The organism is Parafrankia sp. EAN1pec (assembly GCF_000018005.1).
Lineage (GTDB): Bacteria > Actinomycetota > Actinomycetes > Frankiales > Frankiaceae > Parafrankia > Parafrankia soli.
In genome coordinates, this window is the sequence record NC_009921.1 from 3,818,658 (window position 1) to 3,843,871 (window position 25,214).

Sequence of the window (25,214 nt, forward strand, 5' to 3'; positions counted from 1 at the left end):
AAGATCAGCGATAAATGCGAACGCACTTCAATGTCCCCTGGTCTTGCGTCTCGATGCGATGAAAAATGTGTTCGGTGCAGGCGCCGGTCGGAGGATTATCCGGCCGTCGGCGCGTACTCGTTGTCGACGGCGTCAGCGGCCGGGTCCTGGCGGATCGGCAGGATCACCGCTGACGGGCGGGCCGGGTCGTGGTAAATGGTCTGACTGGCGGCGTTGAGAGTTGTCCGCTGCCGCGGGGTTCTCCGGTGCCGGGGTTGCGGTTGTACCGGGGAAAAGCGCCGCTGGAGATCTGGACACGGATGCGGTGGCCCTTCCTGAACCGGTACGCGGTGGCGGGGAGCCGGACCCTCGCCCGGGTGTCCTGGTCCGCCTCGGTGAGACTGGTCAGGCCGTCGGTGACGTTGTAGGAGCGGTCGCCGGTGTTGACGTCACAGACCCTGACGAACACGTCCGCGTACGGCAGGCTGGACCGGAACCAGATCTCGGCGTCGACCTCACCGATCACCTCGACCTCACGGTCCAGCGGCAGTGTGGTGAAGGTCAGCACGTCCGCCCGGGCCTCGAGAGCGGTGTTGTCGACGCTGCCGGTGTTGACGTTGAAGCGCGATCCACCGACGGCGGGAGTCGGGTCGGCGGGGTCGTAGCGGTAGTTGTCCGGGGGCGAGTCCGCCGGGCTCGCTGTCGCCAGGCCGCCGCCCGGTTGCAGGTGCAGACGTTGCTGTGGGTAGCCTTCCGGGGGCCAGGACTGGAAGTCCCGCCATTCGTCGGCGCCCTGCACGAACAGACGGACCGGGGCTCGGTCGGTCGGTTGCTCCGCGCGGGCGTGGGCCAGGCCGAAGTCGAGTAGTTCCTCCATGCCCAGCCTGATGGGCCCGGCGGACATGCTGTGCGCCCACGGTCCGACGGTCAGCCGGGCCGGGCGGCCGGCGGCCTGCAGGGCGGTGAAGTCACGTAGCTGGCCGGGCAGGAAGAAGTCGTGCCAGCCGGCGATGGAGCTGACCGGGATCGTCACGTCGGCGACCCGGGCGCTGTGGTCGGCAGGCGCCCAGTGCGGTGAGCCGGCATCGTGGGCCAGGATGTTCTGCAGATAGTCGATCCGGTGGCCGGCGCCGCGCAGGTCGGCCTGCTCGAGCGGCAGGCTGGCCATCAGTCGGCGCATCTTCCGCCTACCGCCCAGGGCGGGGTGTCTGAGCAGAGCCAGCGGGCTTTCCTGCCCGTCCACCACGAAGCTCCAGATGAACAGGATCTCCAGCGCGAAGCCGTCCGGGCGCAGGAATTCCAGCATGACCGCGGCTTCGCTCTGAATCGGGATCATGGCCTTGACCTGCGGCGGCACCTGATCGGCGACGGCCCACTGGGTGTAGCCGAGGTAGCTGGGTCCATAGAGCACGATGGAGTCGCCGAACCAGGGTTGTCCGATGACCCAGTCGAGGGTGTCGAAGCCGTCGTCGCGTTCGTTGCGGAACGGGTCGAAGGCGCCGCCGGAGCCGAAGGTGCCGCGCGAGTTGGTGATCAGCACCTGGAACCCGCGCTCGGCGATGGGCCGCACGATCGGGTACGTGGCTGAGCTGTGGCTGCCGTAGGTGGTGCGGATCAGCACGGTCGGCAGCCCCGCGGCGCCGGCCCTGGGGAACCAGTGGTCGGCGGTCAGCTCGACGCCGTCACGCATCGGCACCCGCAGGCCGCGTGCGACGGTGAGATCGCGGGTGAGTGGCGGTGGTAACTGCTGGGTTCGCTGTAACAGCCGGCTGATCAGGTTGAGCGTCATCGGGCCCTGGCCCAGTGCTGTTCGCAGAACCGGCGTACCTGCGCCTGCCGCTCGTGGTCCTCGGGTGCCAGGCCGAGGAACATGAAGTGCGGCGCGCCTTCCCAGACGTGCAGGTCCGCCGGCACACCTGCGGCCAGCAGCGCGCGGTGCAGGCGGACGGTGTCCGAGAGCAGGAAGTCGCGGGTGCCGGTGGTCAGGATGGTCGGCGGGAAGCCTTTGTCGAAGTCGCCGAACAGCGGGGAGACGTACGGGTCACGGCGGTCGTGCCCGTTGGTGTACAGCTGGAAAACGGTCTCCAGCTCCGCCTCGTCGTAGGAGATGTCCAGGCCCTGGCTGGTCCGGTGGGTGTCGCCGGCCTTGGTGAGGTCGATCGGCGGGGTGTTCACCACGGCGGCGGCGGGCAGTGGCAGTCCCTCGTCGCGGGCACGCAGGATGGTGGCGACGGTGAGGTTGGCCCCGCCGGACATGCCGCCGATGATGATGTCCTGGGGCCGGTGGCCCTCCAGCAGCGCTCGGTAGGCGGTCAGGCAGTCGTCGAGTGGGGTCGGGAAGGGGTGGAACGGCGGCATCCGGTAGTCCACCGCCCAGGTCCTGGCGCCGAGGCCGCCGGCGGTCATGGCGGCACCCATCCGGGCCATCTCGCCGCCACCCGAGATCCAGGCGCCGTGGATGACGAGATACACCCGGCGGTCCTCGGCCGTGACGCCGTCGGGAACGGCCTGGTAGACACCGACGCCGTCGAGCTCGACACGTGTGGTCTCGCAGGGCACACCGGTGTCGGCGGCGCCGTAGCAGGAGGCGACCATCGGCGATTCCGCACCCGCCGGAATCGTTTCGAACCGCTCGTCGATGAACGCCTGAACTGCCTCGCGGTCGTCCAACGGCGGCCACGGCTTCGGGGTGAGCGGATTGCCCATCGCGGTGATGGCCTGGGCGGGTTCGCTCAGCGTGGATGGGACCGGGATCAGTCGCTCGGGAATCCGTGTCTGGGGGTGGGAACTGGTCATCGCCGTCAATCCCCTCGGTGGGAGGTATGAGGTGTCTGGTGTCGGAGGGCACAGGTGTCAGGTGTGGTCAGCGGATGGACGAGCCGATACCGAGACCGCCGTCGACGTCGAGAACGACACCGGTGATGTAACCGGCGGCCGGACAGGTGAGGAACGCCGCGGCTTCGGCGATGTCGACGGGCTGGCCGGTGGTGCGCTGCGGCACTTTGCCGATGAGCTTCTCCCGCGCGGCGGTGTTCATCGAGGCCAGCATCGGGGTCTCGATCAGCCCGGGGGCGATGGCGTTGACGGTGATGCCGTCGCGGGCGGTCTCCAGCGCGATGGCCCGGGTCAGGCCGACGATCCCGGCCTTGGCGGCCACGTAGTTCGCCTGTCCGAAGTTGCCGCGCCAGCTCATGGAGCTGAAGGAGACGATGCGGCCGTATGACCGGGCGCGCATGTGTGGGATCACCGCCCGTGCGCAGTGGAAGCTGCCGGTGAGCGAGACGTCGACCACCGCGTGCCAGTCGGCGTCGCTGATGTCGGTGATCCGGTTGTCCCGGATGATTCCGGCGTTGTTGATGAGAACGTCGATCCGGCCGTGCCGAGCGGCCACGTCGTCGATCCACGCGGTGACCGCGGTCGAGTCGGCGACGTCGACGCCGGTGCCCTCCGCGGGCCGGCCGATGTCCGCGTGCAGCGCCTCGGCCTGGGCGGAGGCGGTGTCCTTGTCGATGTCGCCGATGACCACGGTGGCGCCTTCGGCGGCGAAGCGGCGGGCCATGGCCGCACCGAGGCCCTGGCCGCCGCCGGTGACGATGACGACCTGATCGGTGAAGCGGTTCACGCCGGCTGCTCCGTTCGTGTGCTGGCGGGGCGGTTGACGAACGCGCGCAGCGCGGCGGCGACGTCGTGCGCGGCCCAGTGCTCGTCGAAGGCCGTCAGTTCGAGGGCCAGCGCGGCACTGGCGGGCATGGTGGGCGTCCTGGCCAACAGCCGCTTGTAGCCGATCTGGGCCGGACCGTGTGCCCGGGCCAGGGTTGTGGCGATCCGCATCGCGGCGGTGTCGACCTCGTCGTCGGCGACGACCTCGTGCGGCCAGCCGGTGGCGGCCAGCCGGTCGGCGCGCAGGAGTTCGCCGGTCAGCGCGAGCCGGCGTGCGGTCGGCTGACCCAGTACTTGCGGCATCCGCACCGCGGCGCCTCCGGCGGGCAGCAGGTTGTTGAGGATGTGCCCGTCGCCGATCAGCGTGCCGGCGGCGGCGACCACCAGGTCGCAGGCGAGCGCGAGCTCGATGCCGCCCGCCACGGCGTGGCCGTGCAGGCCGGCCACGATCGGCAACGAGCTGGTCTCCAGCCGGGTGGCCAACGCGGACACGGTCCGCAGGAAGGCCGTGGGCGTGCTGCCGCTGTCGCTGAGCTCCAGCAGGAAGTGCAGGTCAGCGCCGGCGCAGAAGCTCCTGCCCGCGCCGCGCAGCACGATCGCGTGTGTGCCCGGGTCGGCTTCGGCCCCGCTCAGCGCCTGGTCGAGGGCGTCGACCAGCGCGGCGTCGAGGGCGTTGCGGCGGTGCGGCCGGTTCATCGTCAGCACCCGCACCGGGCCCGACTGCTCGACCCCGAGGATCTCCGTGTCGTTCATCGGAAACCGCGCCCGCCGAGAATCTCCGCGCGGCGTCTTCTGCGAAGCTCGTTGCGCTGGATCTTGCCGCTGGGGGTCTTCGGCAGACTGGGGACGAAGTGGACACGCCGCGGGTAGGCGTGCGCGGCGTAGCGCTCCTTCACCCACTGCCGCAGCTCTTCCTCCGTGACGGCGCTGGCGGCGGTGGTCACCACGTACGCCTCGACGACCTCGCCCCGGGCCTCGTCCGGCGCGGCGATCACGGCGCACTCGGCCACCGCGGGGTGTTGCGCGAGCACCGACTCCACGTCGAACGGGCCGATGCGGTAGCCGGCCATGATGATCACGTCGTCGTCGCGGGCCGAGAACCGCACCACCCCGGCGGCGTCGATGGTCGCGGTGTCTCCGGTGACGTAGTAGCGGCCGTCGCCGACGAGGCGACCGTGGTCGTCTCCGTCGGCGTAGGCGGCGAAGGTCATGTGCGGACTGTTCGCCACCACGACGGCCAGCCTGCCGATCGTTCCCAGGTCAGCGGGCTCGTCGTGGTCCGGGTCCAGGACGGTCACCGACCACCCCGGTAGCGCCACCCCCATCGCGCCGTCCACCACCGGCACCGAGACGGCCTCGTGGTGGGGGAATCCGATCGGCATGCCGATCTCGGTCTGCCCGTAGTGGTCGTGCACCCGCGAGCCGAGAGCCTCGGGGGCCCAGGCGTTCACGTCCGGGGTCAACGGCTCGCCCGCGCTGGACAGGTAGGGCACGCTCAGCGCGCCCGCCTCGAGCCGGCCGGAGTTGCGCAGGCCGCGGTACGCGGTCGGGGCGGCGGCGAAATTGGTCACCTTCAGCTCCGCGAGCAGCCGCAGCGTGGTGTCCGCGGAGAATCCTCCCCGCAGCAGGATCGTCGGGACTCCGGCGGCCAGCGGCGCGACGACCGCGGTGTAGAGGCCGTAGGCCCAGCCGGGGTCGGCGGCGGACCAGTACACGCTGTCCGTGTCGACGCCGAGTCCGAACTCCTGATAGCTGTGCCAGCCGCCGATGTACCGCGCCGGATGCACGACGCCCTTCGGGGATCCGGTGGTGCCGGAGGTGAACATGTGCACCAGCGCGCCGGATCCGCCGACCGCGACCGAGCCCGGTTCCCACGGGGCTGCCTGCGCCACCTCGACCGCCAGTCGCTCGACCGGGAGTATCTCCCAGGGGCCCTGGTCGATCTTGGGCAGCTGATCGGTGTCCGCGACGACCAGGCGGGCCTGTGCGCGCCGCAGCCGATCGGTCACCGCGGTCTCGGCGAACGCGGTGAACAGCGGGACGTACACGGCGCCCACTCGCCAGGTCCCCACCAGCACGGTGAGTAGGTCGACGCTCTTGCCCATCAGCGTCGCGACCCGGTCACCGCGCCCGATGCCACGGGCACTGAGCACGGTGGCGAACCGCCGCGACGACTTGGCCAGGTCCGCGTAGGTGACTGTGGTCTCCGACAGATCATCGTCGAGCACTCGCGCCGCGACCGCATGGCCCGGATGGCGATCACACACTAACTGGGCGACATCCAGCGTGGGCGCCGAATAGCTTCGCACCAACTGCGCGGTGCGCGATGCCGGATCGACCATCACGGCTCCTCAGGAAGGGTACTTTATAGGCATCGACGGTACCCTCTAACGTACCCTCGGCCAAGCCGTCCGCGGAGCTCCGGGGCAGGGGAGGCTCGAGCCGGTCGCGGTACGGCGCCCGTCGTCACTCGAGCTCTATGAGAACCTTGATCGCTCCCGACTTCCGGTCGCCGGCGACACGGAACGCGTGTTCGGCGTCCGCCAGCGGGAACCGGTGGGTGATGAGCGCGTCGGCGATCTCGGGCCTGGCCGCGAGCATCTCCGCGGCCTGCCGCATCTCGCGGCCCCCCGGGTGGAGGCAGTAGCCCATCGAGGCGATGAGCCGGACCTCTTTGGCGATGAGCTCCGGGTAGGGCACGGCGAGAAGACCGTAGTGCACGCCGAGTACCGACACGGTGCCGCCTGGCTCGAGCCGCTCCACGCTGTCGTGCAGTGCGCTCGAGGAGCCCGCGGCCTCGATCACGACGTCGTAGGAACCGTTGGGCTCGGTGGCATGGAGGCGCTCACCGATCTCCTTCTGATGCGGATAGCGCGCCTGGAGGCTGACCTCCGCGGCGCCCTGCGCCTGGGCGGCCGCCACCGCGAGGAGCCCGACCGACCCGCCCCCGATGACCAGAACGCGGGTGTCCGGTCCGGTACCGGCCACCCGGACCCCGTGCCAGGACACCGCTGCGGGTTCGACGAGTGGTCCGTCCGCCACGCCCAGGCCGCGGGGGAGTTCGACCAGGCGAGCGCTCGGCGCATGGAACTGCTCAGCCATACCGCCGTCGGCTCTGACACCGAGCGCTCTGCTGAGGGCCTGCGAACACAGATTGATCTGCCCGCCTCGGCAGCGCTGGCAGGTTCCACATCCGTAGAGTGCTTCGATCGCGACCGGCGTGCCGTCGGCCCGCAGGCCGGCGAGTTCGTGTCCCAGGATCTGTTCCGTGCCGTGGGTGAGCGCGGCGAGGTCCCCGCCGCAGATCCCCGCCGCGCGCATGGAGAGCAGTTCTCCCTCTCCCGGCGGTGCCTCGATGTCGGCGAGGACCGCCCGCCCGCCCGACCCGCGGACCGCTCTCATGCCGGGGGAACGGTCAGGGCCGCGTGCAGGCGATCGCCGGCGATCCGGAGGGCAAGTCCCCTGGTCATGGTGTTCGGCTTCCTCATGCTTTCGGTGGTGGACTCAGTAGACAAACTGCTTGCCGCCCTTCATGACGAACGGGACCCGCTGCAGGACGCGGATGTCCTCGAGGGGGTTGCCGCGCACGCCGATGACGTCGGCGAGCAGGCCCTCGGCGAGTCGGCCGCGGTCGGTGACGTCGATGAGGTCCGCGCCCACGATGGTCGCGGCCTGGATGGCCTGCAGCGGGGTCATGCCCCGGTCGACCAGGGCGACCAGTTCGAGGGCGTTCTTGCCGTGCGGGATCGCCGGCGCGTCGCTGCCGACCGCGATCTTGACACCGGCCTCGATCGCGTTGCGGATGGAGGCCCTCGCACGGGGGAAGATATAGGCGGCCTTCGCCTGGATCTGCGGCTCGGCGTCTCGCAGCACCGGCATGTCGTCGATCAGAGCCTGGGTCGCCACGACCCAGACACCGTTCTTGACCAGCAGGTTGATGGTGTCGTCGTCGATCATGAACGCGTGTTCGATGCAGTCGACGCCGCATTCGACCATCTGCTGGACGGCTTCCGAGCCGTGGGTGTGCGCGGCCACCCGCAGGCCGCGGCGGTGCGCCTCGTCGGTGATCGCCAGCACCTCGGCGTCGGAGTAGTGTTTCTGGCCCGAGGGGCCGCTGCTGTAGGACATGGCTCCACCCGAGCCGCACATCTTGATGACCTGGGCGCCGTACTTGATCTGGTGGCGGACCGCCCGGCGGATCTCGTCGGGCCCGTTGGCCAGGCCCTCCTCGACACTGAGGCCGAGCACGTGCGGGGCGAACGCCCCGAACATGGTCGGGTCGAGGTGGCCGCCGGTCGGCGTGATCGCGTGACCTGCGGGCACGACCCGCGGGCCGTCGACCCAGCCGGCGTCGATCGCCTTCATGAGTGCGACGTCGAGCAGGTAGCCGCCGGTCTTGCAGAACAGGCCGAGGTTGCGCACCGTGGTGAAGCCGGCTCGCAGGGTGCGGCGGGCGTTCTGGGTGGCGCGCATCATCCGCAGCGGCGGGTCGTCGCGCATCTGCCCGGTGAGCTGGTGCTCGCCGGGGCCGCCCATCAGGAGGTTGAGCTCCATGTCCATCAGGCCGGGCAGCAGGATCAGGTCACCGAGGTCCATGACCTCGCCCTCGGGCTGACCGCCGAGACCGACGATCCGATCGTTCTCGATCTTCAGGATCCCGGGTCGGGTGATCTCCCCGGTGTCCACATCCAGCAGGCCGGCGGCCTTGAGTGTCAGCATCCTGTGTTCTCCTTGTCCACGGTGACGGGACTGGTCAGTGGGCCAGCTCGCGAAGCAGGTCCCGGGTGCGTCTCAGCGATCCGCGGAGGTCCTCACCGGCCGGGACGATGTGCGCGTGGATATCGGTCGCGCCGGCGTCGAGCAGCGCGCTCAGCTGTGTCCGGACCGATGCTTCGTCGCCGACGATCGCGGCGTCGGCGGGGCTGTCGACACCACCGATCGCCATGATGCGCTGGTAGGCCGGCGAGTTCGCGTACATGACGGAACCCGCGGCGACGGCTGCCCGGGCCTCCTGCTCGTCGTCGTGCACCACGACCGGCAGACCCGCGACGATACGCGGCGCCGGCCGGCCAGCGGCCTTCGCCGCCGCGGCGATGCGGGGCTCGACGTGGCGTTCGACCGCCGCCGCCGAGGCCATCCACAGGATCGCGCCGTCCGCGCGTTCTCCCGCCACCCGCAGCATCCGCGGCGACAGCGCCGCCAGCAGTACCGGGACCGGGTGCGCGGCCCGGACGGTCCCGGCCGGGACACGTGTGGTCCAGTCCTGACCCGTGAGGTCGACGGCTTCGCCCCGCAGCAGGCCGGTGAGGATGCGCAGGTACTCCTCGCTGCTGCGGCCCGGATGATCGAAGGACAGGCCGTACTTGCCGCGGATGTTGGCCTCGTTCGACGGGCCCAGCCCGAGAGTGAGACCCGGCCGGCCCATCGCCGCGACCACGGAGGCGGCTCGCTGCGCCTGTAGCAGCGGGTGGCACGGGTAGGTCTGCAGCACCGCGGTACCGAGCTCGATCGTCGAGGTCTCCCGGCCGGCGAGCGCCATGGCGACCAGCGGGTCGCCCTGCACGAGGCTCGCGTACCACAGGGAGTGGAATCCGTCGGCCTCGGCCCGCCGTGCCTGTTCGACGATCTTGTCTGGCGTCGAGCCGCCGCCCGTCAGGCCGATACGCATTCATCACTCCGGGCAGTCAGATCACGATCACTCGCGAGGCTGCAGCCCGGCCACCCGAGTCCGTCGCCGGTGCTGGCCGCGTTCGCGTGGCTCGCTGCAACCGGACGGCGGTACACGGACCTCCCGTCGTGGACGTACTGGCCGAGTGGGACGCGCAACCTCGATGTTGAACGGAAGTTCAGCATGGTAGCGCGCCGACGTCAACCAGTTCACCGCGGCCCTCGACCGCCGGCCTGCTGGCTGCCGCGGGCCGCGAGGGGTCGGCTGCGGTGCTCCGCCGGTCGGCCGAGGTCTGCTCGACCGGAGGTCGGCGTCACTGCTCGTCGCCGGCCTCCGCGGCTGGCTCGAAGCGCTGCAGCAGCCGTTCGACGAGTGCCAGCGTCTCGGTGTGCCCATCGGTGATACCGAGCATGTCCTCCGCCACGAAGCCCCGGCTGGCGGCTCCGATCATGAAAAGGACGGTGGCGGGCGGGACCTGGGCGGGGTCGAGGCCGTACTCCTTCAGCCGGCTCGAGAGGAGTTCGGTCTGCAGGTCCCGGAACTGCCTCGCGTAGTCCGCGATCTCCTGGCGGATGCTCTTGCGGTGGTTCGCGAGTGCCATGAACTCGGTGAGCAGCGAGGTGCCCGCGGGCTCGATACTGGACGCCCACAGCGCGCGCAGCGGTTGGGGTGACGTGAGGAGTCGTCTCTGGCGTTCGAGGTTCTTCTCGGCGCCGCGCCGGAAGAGCGCGACGAACAGATCGTCCAAAGTCGGGAAGTAGTAGTGGATCAGTGCGGGTGTGACGCCTGCCGCGTTGGCGACGCTGCGTGAGCTCACCGCGGCGTAGCCCTCGTTTCTGATCAGTCGTTCGGTGACGTCGAGCAGGACCGCGCGGGTTTTCGAGCTCTCGGTGCCGGTGCGGCGTGGAGTCGTCATACCCCCATTCTGGTTGACGTCGCCGCGTATCTTTGCTGAACTGCCGTTCAATGTGAAGGCGGGTTGGTGCCCTGAGGTGCGACGCACGGAGATCGCGAGCGGGGTGTCTCCTCGCCTGGTGGCCCGCCGACGGTCGCCGGCGCGGTCGAGGTGGCAGGCCGTTACCGGTCCAGCTGCGGCGGTGTGCCCGTGACCGGCTGTTGACGAGGTCCCTCGATCTCGCGGAGCTGTCGCTCGACCAGAGTCGTGAGCTCCTGGTGTCCCACATCCAGCCCTATCGCGCGCTCGGCCGTGAGGGCGTTGGCGACGCACTGAATGAGGAGTACGACGGCAGCCGCGGGAAACCGGCCCGGGTCAGCCCCGTGGCGGCGCAGGCTCGTGGCGAGCGCCTCGGCCTGCATGGTGCGGAACGCCTGTGCGTAACGGGCGACAGCGTCGCGCACCGCCGGTCGGTGGTTGGCGAGGGCGAGGAACTCGGCGCCGAGGGCGGCGTACTCATGGAACCGGGTCATGTCCCACAGCGCCCACAACGGCTGTTCACTGTCGAGGAGTCGCGCCTGCACGACGAGAGCCTGCTCGGCGTGCCGGCGGAAGACCTCGACGAGCAGGTCGTCCAGCGTGCCGAAGTAGTAGTAGATGAGCGGGCTGGTGACGGAGGCCCGCGCGGCGATGCGGCGGGTGGTCACCGCCACGTAGCCCTCCTCCGTCAGGAGCTGGGTGGCGGCGTCGAGGATGGCGGACCGGGAGGTCGAGTCGGTGTGCCGTCCCGGTGGCCGCATGCTTCGACTCATCGCTCCCAGGCTCCGCCATGCACCCTGCTACCGCCGGCCCACCGGCCGGCCCGACGGTCAGGCGCCTCGCCCGCGACCGAGCGATGTGAAGTCTAGACGGCCGGACGCGAGGCAGCCAAAGGTCACCGTTCCTGACTGAAGTGCCGTGCTTCTCGAGGGGTGACAGCGCCCTGATCGGGTGATAAACATGCGCTGAACATTCGTAAAGGGCGCAGCGCGGGGCACTGTCACGACGCCTCCGGCGAGACGGCGCCCGGCGCCTCGGACCGTCCACCGCGCCCCACCGCTCCGTCGCGCCCGCATTCACCTGTGATCCCACGCATGGACCGCTGTCTGATCGCCGCACCAGGAGGTTGAGAGTTGATCGCCGAAGAGGAGCTGATCGTCGAGAAGGGCGTCATGGTTCCGATGCGCGACGGTGTGCGCCTGTACACGGACATCTACCGGCCGGCCGGTCCCGGGCCGTTTCCTGTGCTTGTGTCCCGTACCGCCTACTGGCTCAACGGCGGGGTCACCCAGGGCCTGAGCGGTTTCGCCAAACTGGTCGCCCGGCAGGGCTATGTGGCCGTGTTCCAGCAGAGTCGCGGCCGGTTCGCTTCCGAGGGTGTGTTCCACCCGGCGCTGTGCGACGTGGACGACGGGTACGACGTGGTGGAGTGGGCGGCCGCCCAGCCGTGGTCCACCGGCAAGGTCGGTATGTTCGGCGGGTCGTACCAGGGGCTCACCCAGTGGGCGGCCGCCATCGCCCGGCCACCGCATCTCGCGTGCATCGCGCCGTTGACGTCCACCTGGAACACCTTCGGCAATGAGATCTGGTACGCCGCGCCGGGCGTCCTGTCGCTGGGCAGCGCGTTCGCGTGGGCGTGGGGCGCGGTGCTCGGCGAGGCCGAGCGCCGGGGCGTTCCGGCGCCGGAGGGCGCGATCCACCACGGTGAGGAGGGCAACGAGCCCGGGGACGTCGCGGAGGCCATCGCGAAGCGCACCGTGGCGATGATGGAGATGTACGCCTTCCGCCCGCTGCGCGACGCGCCCCAGCTCGAGCTGGTGTCGTGGTGGAAGGACTGGTGCGACAACGGCGACCCGAACGACCCGTACTGGCTGGTGGTCAACGCCTCGGAGCACGCCGTCGACCTCGACCTGCCGATCTTCCAGGCGAGTGGCTGGTACGACATGTTCCTCAACGGGACGCTCGAAGCCTTCCAGGCGCTGCGCGGCGCGGGCGCCACCCAGTACGTCCGGGACAACCAGGAGTTGGTCATCGGACCGTGGAACCACGGCGGCGTGTGCCCGCCCCGTCCGGACGCACCGGCGGACACCGGGCCCCTGGGGCTCTGGGACCTCTCCGAGGGTTCCGCCTGCATGGAGTTCTTCCGCCGTCACCTGAAGGGCGAGCAGGTCCTGGACCCCGCGCCGGTCCGCCTGTTCGTCATGGGCGAGAACATCTGGCGCGACGAGCGGGAATGGCCGCTGGCCCGCACCCGCTGGACGCCCTACTACCTGCACAGTGCCGGCGGGGCCAACACCGCCGCGGGCGACGGCTCGCTGTCCACGGAGCGTCCCGGTGACCAGCCGGACGACGTCTTCGTCTACGACCCGCAGAACCCGGTCGTGTCGCAGGGCCGGCTGGAGTGCTACGCCCCCGACCACGGCGCCGAGACCGCCCGCAACGAGAGCCGCGACGACGTTCTCGTCTACACCACGTCACCGCTCGAGCATGACCTGGAGGTCACCGGCCCGGTGACGCTCGAGCTCTGGGCGTCGTCGTCCGTCTCCGACACCGACTTCACCGCGAAGCTCGTCGATGTCTTCCCGGACGGCGCGGCCATACCGCTCGCCGAGGGCGTGGTGCGGACAGGCGTGGCGTTCACGCAGCCACCGCGGCCCGAGACGCCGCGTCGTTACCGAATCAGTCTCTGGGCGACGAGCAACGTCTTCAGATCCGGTCACCGTATCCGGCTCGACGTCTCGTCGAGCGCGTTCCCGGAGTACGAGCTGAACCCGAATACCGGTCAGCGGATCACCCACGACGCCACCGGGAAGACGGTGCCCGCGACGCAGCGGGTGCACCATGACCGCCGCTTTCCTTCACGCCTTGTCCTGCCGGTGATCCCGCGGCCCGCGTAGCGGGGCAGTCCGCGCGGGGGCCGGCGGAGGGCGTGGGTGCCCCCGAGGGGTGACCGCCTCGAGGCTGCCGCCGAACGGCGTGTCCGGGTTACGGCGTATCCGGGTTTAGGGAAGGCGAGAGGCGGCCGCCGGTCTGGCTGGCGGCCGCCTCTCGTGGCGTGGCGCGATTCAGGGCGTGGGTGCGGGGGTGTGCAGCGGGAGCGGGGTGGAGCGGCGGGCGTCCACGACGACCGACTTGATCGCGGCTCCGTTGGTGATGACGGTGTGCACGACGTTCGTCAGGTCCTCGACGTCGACGAAATCCGCGTGCACGTAGTCACGGCCGATCCAGATGGGGTGCACCGCGCTGGCGAGCGCCGGGTCCCAGTTGTTGATGAACTCGGTTCCGGACGCGCCCTCACCACCGGCCGAGTTCCCGACGGTGATCCGAGTGAAGCCGAGGGTCGGGTATTCGACCCGGTAGGCCTCGATCAGCTTGTCGAGCGCGGCCTTGCTGACCGCGTAGGAGCCGAGCGCCGGCCACGGCTCGGTGACCGAGCCGGTGATGGACGACAGGTAGGCGGCGACGCCCCGGCTCTCGACGAGGTAGGGGATGGCCGCCGCGGTGACCAGCGACGCGCCGATCACGTTGGTCTCGAAGACGGTGCGCCAGGTGGCCGCGTCGACGTCGACGAGCCGGCGCAGCACGCCGATGCCGGTGGCGTAGACGAGCGCGTCGATCCCGCCGAGCTGGACCGCCGCCTCCTCGACAGCTGCCCGGACCAGCGCCTCGTCGGTCACGTCGCAGGCGATGGCGAGCGAGCCCTCGCCGGCCTCCTTCGCCGCGTCGACCAGCCGGTCCCTACGGCGGGCCAGCAGCGCCACCCGCGCGCCACGCTGCCCGAGGCCGATCCCGACAGCACGTCCAATCCCGCTGGAGGCGCCGACCACAACCGTTCGCATAATGAACCCACTTTCTATTGTTTTCTCAGTCGTAGAAAAGAGTGCGCAGCCGGCTGCCGGAACAGCGCACCTCCTCGGTGGCCACACCGTCGGCGCGCAGCCGCCGGGGGCGAGGAACGTGGGCGGAGACCGGACGAGTTTTCCGCCCCCATCGGCGCCGCGAACGAATCGTCACCGATGTCCGGCCGACGCCGTGCATCGCCCAGACTTTACTCGTGTACTTCGAGTTGATGACGAGTTCGTCGACTAGTTCGCGCGAGGTACTTCGCGTTCGGGAGGGAGCCGGTCGCCGGGTAGATCAGTACCTGTCCTGCGAGTGGGGCGGCGGCGCCAGCTTCGTTTCACTCCCAGTACCGGTCGCAGAACTGACGGATCTCGCGGGTGCGCTCGCGTTCCTCGGGCGCTGTTCCGAAGAACATCGCGTGCCCGGCGGCCTCGAACACGTGGAGCTCGGCCGGCACGCCTACGGCCCGCAGCGCGCGGTGCATCCGGACGGTGTCGGAGAGCAGCAAGTCGCGGGTGCCGCTCAGCAGAATGGTCGGTGGGAAGCCTTTGCCGAGGTCGCCGTACAGCGGCGAGAGATAAGGGTCGCGCAGGTCGTGGCCGCCCGAGTAGAGCGCGAAGGGCGGCTGGAAGCTGCCGGTGAGCGTGTTGTCGATGCCGAGGTTCGTCTGCCAGGTATCGCCAGCGCCGGTGAGGTCAACCGCCGGGGTCGCCAGCACCGCGGCGGCCGGCAGCGGCAGGCCCTCGTTGCGCGCTCGCAGAATCAGCGCAGCGGCCAGGTTCCCCCCGGCAGACGGGCCGCCGACGACGATCTGTTCGGGCCGGCGATCGCGCAGCAGCGCCCGGTAGACGGCCAGGCAGTCGTCGAGCGCGGCTGGATACGGGTGGTCGGGCGGCATCCGGTAGTCGACCGACCAGACCGTCGCGCGGACCTGCCTGGCTGTGTCGACGGCCATCGAGCGGCACATCGCACCACCGCCGGCGATGAACCCGCTGCCGTGTATCTCCAGGTAGACCCGCCCGTCGTCGGCGGCGAGACCGTCCGGCGTGACCACGTAGACGTGCGCGCCGTCCACGTCGAGATCGTCGACCCGTGCGCCCTCCACCGGCCGCGTGAAGTCGAAGAGTTCGAGTGCCTGCTTCTCCTGCTCGGCGACGTACGCCCGCCACGCGCCGGGGTCGTCGGCCGGCGGCCACTCGGGCGGCGGGCTGACCAGGCCCATCGCGAGCACCGCCTGCGCCTCCGGGCTCACCGACTCCGGGACCGGGATGTCGCGGGCGGGGACCCGTAACGCCTTGCCGGTCGCACCGGTCGTCATCGCGGTGCCCCCTGTGTGGTGATCGCGGTGCCCGCGTGCTCACCGAGTGTCGATCCATCCATGATCAGCACACCTTTCGTCTCTCTCGTCGCGCACCGACCCTCCCGCGACGCCGAGAACCGCGGCACCGCCCGGCGCCGCCGTCCTGGACGCGCACGGGGGCGGGCGTGACGCGGCTGCCCACATGCTCGCGCGGTCACAGGTGGTGACGTGGGCGACGCGACAGCCGTGACGCTGGGCGATAGTTCAGCATGATGATGCACCGGCGTCAATCAGAGGACGATCAGGAGATCCTGCCGCCCCAGGTCGGCGAGCGTCGGCTTCTCGCGGAGCGTCGCTCGCCAGCACCGTGAGGATCGGTGCTCCAAGCATGTGGGCGGCATCCAGATGTTCGGTCGGGTGGAACAAGCCCCGAGCTTCGGCCGGACCGGGCCAGTACCAATGGCATCAGCCTGCCGCGCCCCATGGCGACCAGATACGTGTCCGATCGACTACTTTGGGGCAGGTTGGTGTGCATGGGCTCACCCTGGGTCGGGAAAGGGCAGGCAATTACTGGCAACTTCTTGCTGTTGGAGTTCGGGTTGGGTTCGCTGGCTGCTTCGACCGAGGTGATCAGTGCACCCGCGGTCCTCCGTGTCGGGTGTCCCAGGGGGATGAATGCGTTCAGTCCGCTACTTAGGGGCGGCAGTCGCCGTCATGACGATTGCCGTGGTGGGTTGTTCCCCGCCAGGATCCGTCAGTAATGTGTCGGGTAGCGAGTGCAATAGCCCCGGCATCACCCTCGACCAGGTGAAACTCGGTCTCGTGATCTCGGAGTCCGGTGGGTCGGGTGCGTTGACCTCTGCCCGGTCCGGGATCGATGCCCGGTTGAGCGAGGCGAACGCGGCCGGTGGGGTACATGGCCGTCGAATATCCTACAGCTGGCGTGACGACCATTCGTCCGTGGCCGAGGACGCTCGCGCGACCGAAGATCTGGTCCACCGCGACTCGGTGTTCGGCCTGCTTGCGGCCACCTCGTCGCTGGGCGGTTCGCTGGACAGTCTGGTGGCGGAACAGGTTCCGGTCGTCGGGCTCGCCGCCGACGCGAACTGGGTGAAACAGTCGAACTTCTTCTCGTACATGTACCAGGGGTCTGTCCCGGTGCTTGCCGGCTATATCCGGTCGGCTGGTGGCACGAAGGTCGCGGTTGTCACGCCCGGCGCGTCACCCTTCACCGCCGGGGCGGCCAAAACAGTCGGCGACGAGATGAGCCTGAACGGCCTCACCTACGTCGGGTCGTTTCCCTACTCCCGCGGAGCGGACAGTCCGGAGCAGGTGGCCCGGAACATCGCCGCCAGTGGTGCGAACGCCCTCGTCGCCCTCACCATCCCAGAGGACCTGGCGGCCCTGATGCAGGCCCTGCGGGCCGCCGTGCCCAACCTCGCGGTCACGGTCGCCATGAGTGGCTACGACCGCAGCATCCTTCCCGCCTTCGGACGGGCGCTGGCCGGAGTCTCCATCCCGGTCTACTTCCGCCCGTTCGAGGCCGGCGGCCCGGCGATCGAACGCTACCGTCAATCCATGGCCACATTCGCGCCGCAGGCCCCGTTCCCCGAGCAGCAGTTCGCCATGAACGCCTACATCTACGCCGACATCTTCCTGCGCGGGCTCGAACTGGCTGGTCCGTGCCCGACGCGGGAAGGATTCATCAACGCCCTGCGTGGCGTCGACAACTACGACGCCGGCGGACTGATCGCACCGGTCGATCTGGCTGACAATCTGGCCCAGCCACCGATGTGCCACTCGATTGTCCAGGTCAGTCCGGCAGGGGACGCCTTCCAGGTCGTCCGCGAGCGCATCTGTGCGGACGGCAGTTAGCAGCCGTTCAGCGACGTCAAGGCCGCCGTCGCCGGGCCCCTGCCCGGGGGCTGGCGGGTGCTTGCCCGCGCGGGCAAGCACCCGGTCCAGCCAACGCCTTCGCGCGGAGAGGGTGTCGACGGCGAGCGCCGTGTCGGGGCCGTACGTGTCGTAGCCGTGGAACCCGCCCGGCCAGACGTGTAGTTCGGCGTCACCTCCACTGCCCCAGATCGTGGTGGCGAAGGCGACGTCCTCGTCACGGAACAGGTCGGCCGAACCGACCTCGACGAAGGTGGGCGGCAGCCCCGCCAGGTCGGTCGCCCGCCCGGGAGCCGCGTAGAGCGGGACCCGCGCGGCATCCGGCAGATCCCCGAGGAACATCCGCCAGCCCGATTCGTTGCTGGTGCGCGACCAGGTCAGCTCCGCCCCCGTCATGTGCGTCGACGGCGCTGTCATGCGGTCGTCGAGCATCGGGAACAACAACAGGAGCCCGGCGAGCTCCGGCCCGCCCTGGTCACGTACCCGCAGCGCGGTGCCGGCGGCCAGACCACCGCCGGAGCTGCCGCCGGCGAGGATCAGTCTCCGGGGGTCGATGCCGAGCTGCACCGCGTGGTCGGCGGTCCAGCACAGGGCGGTGTGGCAGTCGTCGACCGGGGCTGGGTAGGGGTGTTCGGGCGCGAGCCGGTACTCGACGGACACCAGCACAGCCCCGATCGCGGCGGCCAGGCCGAGCAGGGAGTGGACGCCGAACCGGTCCCCGCTCACCATCCCGCCCCCGTGGATCCAGAAGATGCCGGGGGCGGGGCCCTGGAGGCCCTTCGCCGGCGTGAAGACGGAGACAGCGATCGGTGCCTGGCGATTCGGACGGCCCCGGTGGGTGCGAGTCAGGCCGGGGGATCGCGAACTCGTTCTCGGTGACCGGGAACCTGGCCAGTAGCGCCTCGAGGCCGGGCGCGATCCCGCCGCGCATGGCTGACAGGGTCTGCTCGGTCAGGTCCGTCTGATCCCAGCCGAGGAAGTCGTCCCTGAGCCGGCGCAAGGCCGCCGCACACTCGGCGTCCGGTCGCGGCGTCGGGACGTTGCCAAGGTCCATCGTGTCCTCCAGGGAGGGACTGATGACGAACGGACGATTCTCATCAGTCTGCTGAGAGCGCACACCGCGCTGGCCGCCGGGTCGTGCCCGACGTCCGGGTCAGTCCTTGACGACGAAGTTCTTGCTGCTGGTGTCGTAGGTGTAGAGATGGGGCTTGATCGCGCCGTGCGGGGTCTGCGGGCCGAAGGTCGCGGGGTCCAGGGACGCGGGGACCCTGAAGCTGCCGAGGGAGAACCCGGCCTTCTGGAAGGTCGCGTATGTAAGGTCTCTACCGGCCTTCTCCGCGATGGCCTGGAAGAGGCTCAGGGTGCTGCAGGCAACGCTGGCCGAGACGGCGTAGGTCGGCTGGCCCGACTGGACGTCCGCGGGTGCCTGGAACTTGCCCGCGGTCTCGGGAATCGCGGCTGCCACGGTTCGGGTGCAGTCGAGAAAGCTTTTCTCGTTGTAGTCGGTGACCAGCCCGATACCGGTGGATCCCGGCAGCGCGCCGAGCTTGCCGGCGTTGTCGTCACTGCGCACGAAAGCAGTTGCCGAGTTGTTGGAGGTGAACAGCAGCTTCGGGCGGTACGTCGTGTCGGCGAGCAGGCCCGGGAAGTTACCGGCGAGACCGCCGACCACGATCACGGTGTCAGCGCCGACGGCCTGGAACTTCTGGATGACGACGTTGATGCGCTGATTGCTCGCGGCCTGGTCGGCGGCGTCGATCTCGACCGTGGCGTTCTCGACAGGCGTGACCCCGAGCCGGTCCAGCGCCGGCAGGACGATGTCCCGGGCCGTCTGCTGCTCCAGCTGGTTACTGACGACGGCGACCTTCTTGCCGTCGAGGGCGCCGCCGGCGCCGAACGCGGCGATGCCGTCGGCCACCTCGTCGCCGCCCCGCAGGGTCGAGAACCAGGGCGCCTGGGCCTTGGCGTACCGGGCGGTGGTGAGGTCGCCGCCGACGAGGGCGGTCTTGTGGGTCTGGACGTAGCAGAGCGAGTCGTCGGCGTTGAGAGTGCCGAGTACGGCGAAGACCTTCTCGTCCTGGGTGAGCCGGACGCAGGTCTCGGTGGCGCCGGCGGCGGACAGGACGTTGACGCCGCCGAAGACTGGAATGATCTTGCGGCCGTTTATGCCGCCCGCCGCATTGATCTTGTCGGCGAGCGCGGTGAATGTTGCCGCATAGTCGCCGTGGTCGACGTGAATGTACTGCTTGACCCCGGCGAGATCCGGGTAGACAAATCCGATTTTAATGGTGTTGTCGGTCACCCCGGGTGAGATGGCCGGCGCCGGTGGGGCCGGGTAGGCGTTCGAGGTCGGTGCAGTCGTTTCCGGGCCGTCTTTCGACTCGACGCTGCAGCCGGCGAGTGTGACCGCGATGGCGGCGGCCAGCAGGCCCGCACCGCGTCTGACGCGCCGTAACTTCATGAAGTGCTCCCGGGTCCGTGTTGACATGACATCTGTTCCTGTGGCGCGAGCCGGGCCCGAGGCGGGCCGCGCGGCCACTCGTGCGGGGACGAACCGGGTCACACCGCGGCTGTCGGGTTGCCGGTCGGGGCGCGGTCGTCGACGGCCGCCGGACCGGGCATGTCGACGGTGGCGCCGCTGCGCTGGATGGCGCGTTCGTCGGTGCCGAGGTAGCTCGCGATGACCCTGGGGTCGTTGCGGACGGCGCCGGGTACCCCGGCAGCGATGACCTTCCCGGCTTCGAGACAGTAGACACGGTCGCTGATTCCCATGATCAGCGGCATGTCGTGCTCGATGATGAGCATCGCGGCGCCGAGTTCGCGGCGGATCTCCTGGATGAGCGGCCCGAAGGCCTCGGTCTCGCGTTGGGCGACGCCTGCCGTGGGCTCGTCGAGGCAGAGCATCTTCGCGTCGAGCGCGAGCAGGCAGGCGAGTTCGACGATGCGGCGGGTTCCGGTCGAGAGTTCCGCGACGAAGGCGTCGGCGTAGCGGCCCAGGCCGAGGAAGTCGATGAGGTCGCCGGCCTCGGACCGCTTGGCGCGCTCGCGGGCGAAGGTCTGCGGCAGGTGCAGGGCGGTGGACAGGAACGCGGTGCGACCCCGAGCCTCCAGCGCGATCTGCACGGTCTGGCGGACGGTGAGCTCGGGGAACAGCGTCGCGGCCTGGAAGGTACGGCCGAGGCCGACCTTGGCCCGCGCCGCGGGGCTTGCTGTGGAGACGTCGTGGCCCAGGATGGTGACGGCGCCGGCGGCGGGGACGAAGCCGCCGACGGCGTTCATGAAGGTGGACTTGCCGGCGCCGTTGGTCCCGATGAGACCGACGATCTCGTCGGGCATCACCTCGATCGAGACTCCGTCGACGGCGGTCCGCCCGCCGAAACGCACCCGGATTCCGCTCGTCGTGAGCGCGGGCCGCCCGGCGGGCAGGGGCTCCCGGTCGGTGCGGGTCAGCGCGGCGGGCGGGGCGGTGGCGGTCTTGCTGGTGGGCGCGTCCCCGCGGCGCCGCTCGGCCCAGCCCAGGATGGCGTCGCGGGTGCTGTAGCCCACCTGGACCAGGCCGCCCGGAAAGTAGAGCAGCAGGACGAGGAGGCCCATGCTCGAACAGAGCAGCGGCACGATGTCGTTGTCGGGCATGAAGGAGGGCAGGCCGATCACCCACAGCGAGCCGAGCAGCGGACCGTAGACGGAGCCGAGCCCGCCGATGACCACGATGGAGACGAGGACGAGGGAGTCCGGGCTGCGGAAGTACATGTCGTTGTAGGGGACTGTCTGCAGCGCGCCGGCGAGCAGCGCGCCGCCGAGGCCTGCCAGCGCGCCCGCGAGAGCGAAGGCGCGCAGTTTCACGCCGGTGGCGCTGACGGTGTAGGCCGCGGCCGTGGTGGGGTTGTCCCGGACACCGATGGTGGTGCGGGCGATACCGGACTTGCGCAGCCGGGACACGACGGCCATGACGATGGCCAGGGTCACCAGCACCACGTAGTAGTAGGTGCGCTGACTGGCGATGTCGATCCCGAAGAGGGTCCCGCGGGTGAAGGACGCGGCGCTGCTGCCTTCGTCGTGGAAGACCTCCCGCCGGTAGAGGAACTGCTCGGCGGCGACGGCGAACGCGAAGGTGCTCACCGCGAGCAGGAGTCCGTGTACCCGGAGCGCGCCCAGGCCGATGACCGCGGCGATGGCCGCGGTGAGAACCGTGGCGATCAGGACCGCCGCCGGGAACGGCAGGGCGTTGATCGCCAGTGACGTGTCGCCGATGTCCAGGCGGAGGCCGCGGAACAGGGCGGCGGCGGTGAGCGCGCCGAGGCCCGCGAAGGCCATCTGGCCCAGCGAGAGCTGGCCGGCCCAGCCGGTGAGGACGGTGACCGAAGCCGCGCAGATCGCGTAGCCGAGGATGATCGTGTAGAGCAGGTGGCGTGAGGGCTGGGTGACCACGACCGGCAGCAGCAGCGCGAACAGCCCGAGAAGCAGCAGTGGAGCCTGCTCGAGATGCCGGACCCACCACAGCTCGCGCAGCCGCTCGGGGACCGGGCGGGCCCTGGGCGCGAACGAGAACGTCGAGACCTCGGTGCTCCTGCCCCGGCTGGTGAAGAACACGGCAACCAGGACGATCACGAGGATGACGGTGTCGGTGAGGCCCGGCTGGTCGAGCCAGTTGAACTGCACGAACGACTGCAACAGCCCGAGGCCGATGCCGGCGACCAGCGCGATGCGGACCGAGACCATCCGGGCGATCACGGCGGCGGCCAACGCCCGCAGCAGCGTCGTCGGCCCGAGGGTGGTGACCTGCGCCAGGGACTTCTCCTGCGCGGCGACCAGAATCATGGACAGCGTGCCGAGGAAGCCGGCGGCCGTCCAGACGGCCAGCGAAATGGTCTTCGGGTTGATGCCCTGCAGCCGGGCGAGCTCGGGGTTGTCCGCGGAGGCCTTCACCGTCTTGCCGAGGACGGTGCGGTTCAGGAACAGGGAGAGCCCGGCGGTCACGACGGGGACGACCACGAGAATGCTGAGTTGCGCGCCGGTGACCTGCACGCCGTCCACCGGTGACCAGGTCCCGGACCAGGGCACCGGGTAGGACTGGTCGGCGTGGTCCTTCAGGTCCGGATAGGCGTTCACGATGGTCAGCGCGAGCTGGGAGACTCCGATCGTGGCGACCAGGACGATGACGCGGGGGGCGGTGAACAGCCGGCGGATGACGCCCACATGGATGATGGCGCCGAACAGCGCCCCGGCGGCGAGCGCGGCGGCCAGCCCGATCCAGTAGGGCACGTTGTAGCGCACGACCAGCAGCGCGCAGAGCGCGGAGCCGACGAGGCCCATGTTCGCGACAGCGAAGTTGATGATCCGGGTCGCCCGGTTGACCAGGACGATGCCGACGGCGAGCAGGCCGATGACCAGTCCGGTGGTCGCCCCGTCGAACAGGAGTTGCGCGGTGGGGAGCTGCATCGGGTCAGCCGCCTTCCTTGCCGAGGAACACGGCGCGGGCGAGGTCGTCGCGTTCGGCGAGCTCACGCGCCGGCCCGGTGAAGCGGACCTGGCCCTTTTCGAGGAACACGGCGCGGTCGGCGATCGCGAGGGCGATGTTCAGGGACTGCTCGACCACGATGATCGTGAGGCCGTCGGCCTTCAGCCGCTCCAGCACCGTGAGCAGGTCCTGCACGACCACGGGTGCGAGCCCCAGAGAGAGCTCGTCGATGAGCAGTACTTCCGGATCGTGCATCAGGACCATGGCGAGCGCGAGCATCTGCTGCTGTCCGCCGGACAGGGAGCCGGCCGACTGCCGCTGCCGGTCCTTCAGGTCAGGGAAAAGATCCAGGACGTAGCCGAAGCGTGCGTCGCGACGGGCCTGGTCGGCGCGGAACCGGAACGCCGCCATCTCGAGGTTGTCCCGAACCGTCATGGCGGGGAAGACGCCCTTGCCGCCGGGTAGCAGGTGGACGCCGTATCTGCCGCGCTGTTCCGGCGGGACGTAGGTCATCGTCCTGCCGCCAAGCCGCACCACCCCACGCGACGGGGTGCCCAGACCGCAGATGACCTTCAGGATCGTCGACTTGCCGGCGCCGTTGGTGCCGAGCAGCGCCAGGGTCTCGCCGCGTCTCACCTCGAAGGCGACGTCGAACAGGACCTGGACCTGACCGTAGGAGAAGTCGATGTCGTTCACCTGCAGCACCGGGATGTTCTCCGGGTCCGCCTTCTGCCGGTCGTGTTCGTCCAGTTCCTCGCGCAGGTCGGCGACCACGAGGGACAGGTCGCTGCGGATGAAGGAGGCGCCGCGGACCAGCAGGTACGCACCGACGGCGTGGGCGGGGATCCCGATCAGCAGGACGGCGACCCGGGGGTCGTAGGCATCGCTCAGCACGGCTGCCAGGACCGCGCCGCCGGTGGCGCCGATGAAGAACACGTACACCGCGCCCAGTGCGGCGCCCAGACCTCGCAGTCGGTAGGGCACCACCGACTGCAGGACGGGGCCGACCATGGAGAAGGCCACCGAGGTCAGGGCGGCACCAGGTACGCCGGCCAGCATGAACCCGACCCACCCGGGCATGAACCACTGGATCGGCAGGAGGATCGCGATCGGCGCGATGCACAGCCCCAGCAACCGCAGCGCCCGCGCCGGGTCGCTGCGGTAGAGCCGGTCGTAGCGCGGTGCCACCAACGGGAGGCAGACCAACAGCGTGATCCCGCCGAGGGTGCCCATGAGACCGCGCTGAAATGTCGACATCCCGTAGTGGTCCTCTGCCCACAGGTTGCCGAGGACACCTGTGGTGAACAGGCCGAAGCCGAGCGCGGAGAAGGCCAGGATCGCGCTTTTGACGGTTCGGATCTGCATCAGGCGGGAGAACGCCGCCTCGACCGAGATGGGCATCGGGTCGGCCTCGTGCAGAACCTCGCCCAGCACCGACTTCATCTCGTGCTGACCCCGTGCCGGTTCCGGCAGGCGGAAAGCCAGCAGCGCCATCAGTAACGCCGGTAACCCCAGCACCAGGAACGGCCAGCGCCATCCCGCCGAGCCGCCCGCGAGGGTGGCGATACCGGCGACCACCAGCGGGCTCAACGCCCCGGCCGCGCGGGCGGACCCGTAGTTCACCGCCGAGATCCGGCCCCGGATGCCGATCGGATACGTGTCCGCCAGCAGCGAGCCGTGGACCGCGTTGTTGCTCGACTTCGCGACGCCGACGCCGAACCGTGCCAGGAAGAACAGCAGCGCGTTCGCCGCCAGGCCCGACAGGAAGACCATGACGGAGAAAGCCACGGCCGCCCAACCGATGATGCGGCTGCGCCGGCACCGGTCCGCCAACCATCCCATCGGCAGCGCGCCCAGCACCAGGAAAGCGCCCGACGCCGCCGAGATGAAGACCATCAGACCGTTGCCGATGCCGAACGAGTCCCGGATATCCGGTGCCAGAACGCCGACGGACGCCGACTCCAGCTCATCCAGCGCGCTCAACGTCACCAACGTCAGGAACGTCATCGAGCCGCCGGCCGCCAGACCCGCGCGTAATGACAACTGCTCGTCACCCACGCCCGGCAGCAGCTCGTCCGCGAACAGGACCTCCCGCCCTGCCGCCTGCTGTTCTCGCCGTTCCGCCTCGGCGGCGATCAGTCCCGAGGCCAGCCCCGCGACCGACGCCGGGGACCCGACCGAGGCCGCGGCCTCGGTGGGCCCTCCGCCTGGCGACACCGCCTGGTCACTCGCCACCGGAGCTCCCGCCGGCGCAGCGACCTGCGGCGGGCTCGGGTGGGAGGGACCTGGCGGTGCACTCACGAAGCGTTCCTTCTGGGGCTGGGGAGCACGTGGTGTTCTTGAACATGAATCTCTCCGCAAAGACGGACGGGTCACGATCAGTAGACGGCGAACATCAATTCTCCGGTCCGCGATCGTGCGTTCCCCGGAGCAGGGCTTGTCACCAGAAAGAAGCGGGGGTCCTCAGGTCGCCGTCCTC

At 69.9% G+C, this 25,214-nt stretch carries 16 protein-coding genes and 2 pseudogenes; 2 read left to right on the top strand and 16 right to left on the bottom strand.

Annotated elements, in window-relative coordinates; translation table 11 throughout:
• Positions 1–95: 95 nt before the first annotated feature.
• The 10 genes and pseudogenes from FRANEAN1_RS15675 to FRANEAN1_RS15720 form a co-directional block, all read right to left on the bottom strand.
• Positions 96–1,768 (bottom strand): annotated as a pseudogene (locus FRANEAN1_RS15675) (CocE/NonD family hydrolase).
• A complete protein-coding gene (locus FRANEAN1_RS15680) occupies positions 1,765–2,775 on the bottom strand; it encodes an alpha/beta hydrolase (protein WP_020460780.1) in 1,011 nt (336 codons plus the stop codon). The pseudogene FRANEAN1_RS15675 and the gene FRANEAN1_RS15680 overlap by 4 nt, the downstream one beginning before the upstream one ends.
• 67 nt (positions 2,776–2,842) lie before the next feature.
• Entirely contained in the window at positions 2,843–3,601 is a 759-nt protein-coding gene (locus tag FRANEAN1_RS15685; protein ID WP_020460781.1) for an SDR family NAD(P)-dependent oxidoreductase, read from the bottom strand.
• Entirely contained in the window at positions 3,598–4,392 is a 795-nt protein-coding gene (locus FRANEAN1_RS15690; protein WP_020460782.1) for an enoyl-CoA hydratase/isomerase family protein, read from the bottom strand. The genes FRANEAN1_RS15685 and FRANEAN1_RS15690 overlap by 4 nt, the downstream gene beginning before the upstream one ends.
• Positions 4,389–5,981, bottom strand: a complete 1,593-nt coding sequence (locus FRANEAN1_RS15695) for an AMP-binding protein (protein WP_020460783.1) — start codon at positions 5,979–5,981, stop codon at positions 4,389–4,391. The genes FRANEAN1_RS15690 and FRANEAN1_RS15695 overlap by 4 nt, the downstream gene beginning before the upstream one ends.
• 124 nt (positions 5,982–6,105) lie before the next feature.
• On the bottom strand, positions 6,106–7,041 hold the full coding sequence (locus tag FRANEAN1_RS15700) for an alcohol dehydrogenase catalytic domain-containing protein (RefSeq protein WP_020460784.1): 936 nt from the start codon (positions 7,039–7,041) through the stop codon (positions 6,106–6,108).
• Between the two features lie 102 nt (positions 7,042–7,143).
• A complete protein-coding gene (locus tag FRANEAN1_RS15705; RefSeq protein WP_020460785.1) occupies positions 7,144–8,358 on the bottom strand; it encodes an amidohydrolase family protein in 1,215 nt (404 codons plus the stop codon).
• Positions 8,359–8,392: 34 nt separating this feature from the next.
• A complete protein-coding gene (locus FRANEAN1_RS15710) occupies positions 8,393–9,307 on the bottom strand; it encodes a TIGR03564 family F420-dependent LLM class oxidoreductase (protein ID WP_020460786.1) in 915 nt (304 codons plus the stop codon).
• Positions 9,308–9,620: 313 nt separating this feature from the next.
• Positions 9,621–10,223 carry a TetR/AcrR family transcriptional regulator gene (locus FRANEAN1_RS15715; protein ID WP_020460787.1) on the bottom strand — a complete coding sequence of 201 codons (603 nt, stop codon included), beginning with the start codon at positions 10,221–10,223 and terminating at the stop codon, positions 9,621–9,623.
• Positions 10,224–10,384: 161 nt separating this feature from the next.
• Entirely contained in the window at positions 10,385–11,014 is a 630-nt protein-coding gene (locus FRANEAN1_RS15720; RefSeq protein WP_020460788.1) for a TetR/AcrR family transcriptional regulator, read from the bottom strand.
• A gap of 360 nt (positions 11,015–11,374) precedes the next feature.
• Here FRANEAN1_RS15720 and FRANEAN1_RS15725 point away from each other — a divergent pair, with 360 nt between their 5' ends.
• On the top strand, positions 11,375–13,138 hold the full coding sequence (locus FRANEAN1_RS15725) for a CocE/NonD family hydrolase (RefSeq protein WP_020460789.1): 1,764 nt from the start codon (positions 11,375–11,377) through the stop codon (positions 13,136–13,138).
• Positions 13,139–13,306: 168 nt separating this feature from the next.
• Here FRANEAN1_RS15725 and FRANEAN1_RS15730 read toward each other — a convergent pair whose 3' ends face one another.
• Both FRANEAN1_RS15730 and FRANEAN1_RS15735 read right to left on the bottom strand, forming a co-directional pair.
• Entirely contained in the window at positions 13,307–14,080 is a 774-nt protein-coding gene (locus tag FRANEAN1_RS15730) for an SDR family oxidoreductase (RefSeq protein ID WP_020460790.1), read from the bottom strand.
• Between the two features lie 341 nt (positions 14,081–14,421).
• Positions 14,422–15,402, bottom strand: a complete 981-nt coding sequence (locus FRANEAN1_RS15735; protein WP_020460791.1) for an alpha/beta hydrolase — start codon at positions 15,400–15,402, stop codon at positions 14,422–14,424.
• Positions 15,403–16,098: 696 nt separating this feature from the next.
• Between FRANEAN1_RS15735 and FRANEAN1_RS15740 the strand changes: the two genes are divergently transcribed.
• Complete coding sequence (locus FRANEAN1_RS15740; protein WP_347177161.1) at positions 16,099–17,259, top strand: ABC transporter substrate-binding protein; 1,161 nt, start codon at positions 16,099–16,101, stop codon at positions 17,257–17,259.
• Positions 17,260–17,469: 210 nt separating this feature from the next.
• On the opposite strand, the pseudogene FRANEAN1_RS38895 reads toward FRANEAN1_RS15740, so the two are convergent.
• The 4 genes and pseudogenes from FRANEAN1_RS38895 to FRANEAN1_RS15760 form a co-directional block, all read right to left on the bottom strand.
• Positions 17,470–18,126: pseudogene (locus tag FRANEAN1_RS38895) on the bottom strand (alpha/beta hydrolase); the annotation flags it as partial.
• Positions 18,127–18,430: 304 nt separating this feature from the next.
• Complete coding sequence (locus FRANEAN1_RS15750; protein WP_020460794.1) at positions 18,431–19,738, bottom strand: ABC transporter substrate-binding protein; 1,308 nt, start codon at positions 19,736–19,738, stop codon at positions 18,431–18,433.
• Between the two features lie 98 nt (positions 19,739–19,836).
• Entirely contained in the window at positions 19,837–22,716 is a 2,880-nt protein-coding gene (locus tag FRANEAN1_RS15755; protein WP_020460795.1) for an ATP-binding cassette domain-containing protein, read from the bottom strand.
• A gap of 4 nt (positions 22,717–22,720) precedes the next feature.
• Positions 22,721–24,952 carry an MFS transporter gene (locus FRANEAN1_RS15760; RefSeq protein WP_049795950.1) on the bottom strand — a complete coding sequence of 744 codons (2,232 nt, stop codon included), beginning with the start codon at positions 24,950–24,952 and terminating at the stop codon, positions 22,721–22,723.
• Positions 24,953–25,214 lie beyond the last annotated feature (262 nt).

Bases quoted from the DNA above. Each gene is read 5' to 3' on its own strand.
- FRANEAN1_RS15680 (WP_020460780.1), bottom strand. From the start codon at position 2,775: ATGACCAGTTCCCACCCCCAGACACGGATTCCCGAGCGACTGATCCCG.
- FRANEAN1_RS15690 (WP_020460782.1), bottom strand. From the start codon at position 4,392: ATGAACGACACGGAGATCCTCGGGGTCGAGCAGTCGGGCCCGGTGCGG.
- FRANEAN1_RS15695 (WP_020460783.1), bottom strand. From the start codon at position 5,981: ATGGTCGATCCGGCATCGCGCACCGCGCAGTTGGTGCGAAGCTATTCG.
- FRANEAN1_RS15700 (WP_020460784.1), bottom strand. From the start codon at position 7,041: ATGAGAGCGGTCCGCGGGTCGGGCGGGCGGGCGGTCCTCGCCGACATC.
- FRANEAN1_RS15705 (WP_020460785.1), bottom strand. From the start codon at position 8,358: ATGCTGACACTCAAGGCCGCCGGCCTGCTGGATGTGGACACCGGGGAG.
- FRANEAN1_RS15710 (WP_020460786.1), bottom strand. From the start codon at position 9,307: ATGCGTATCGGCCTGACGGGCGGCGGCTCGACGCCAGACAAGATCGTC.
- FRANEAN1_RS15715 (WP_020460787.1), bottom strand. From the start codon at position 10,223: ATGACGACTCCACGCCGCACCGGCACCGAGAGCTCGAAAACCCGCGCG.
- FRANEAN1_RS15720 (WP_020460788.1), bottom strand. From the start codon at position 11,014: ATGAGTCGAAGCATGCGGCCACCGGGACGGCACACCGACTCGACCTCC.
- FRANEAN1_RS15730 (WP_020460790.1), bottom strand. From the start codon at position 14,080: ATGCGAACGGTTGTGGTCGGCGCCTCCAGCGGGATTGGACGTGCTGTC.
- FRANEAN1_RS15735 (WP_020460791.1), bottom strand. From the start codon at position 15,402: ATGACGACCGGTGCGACCGGCAAGGCGTTACGGGTCCCCGCCCGCGAC.
- FRANEAN1_RS15740 (WP_347177161.1), top strand. From the start codon at position 16,099: ATGACGATTGCCGTGGTGGGTTGTTCCCCGCCAGGATCCGTCAGTAAT.
- FRANEAN1_RS15750 (WP_020460794.1), bottom strand. From the start codon at position 19,738: ATGAAGTTACGGCGCGTCAGACGCGGTGCGGGCCTGCTGGCCGCCGCC.
- FRANEAN1_RS15755 (WP_020460795.1), bottom strand. From the start codon at position 22,716: ATGCAGCTCCCCACCGCGCAACTCCTGTTCGACGGGGCGACCACCGGA.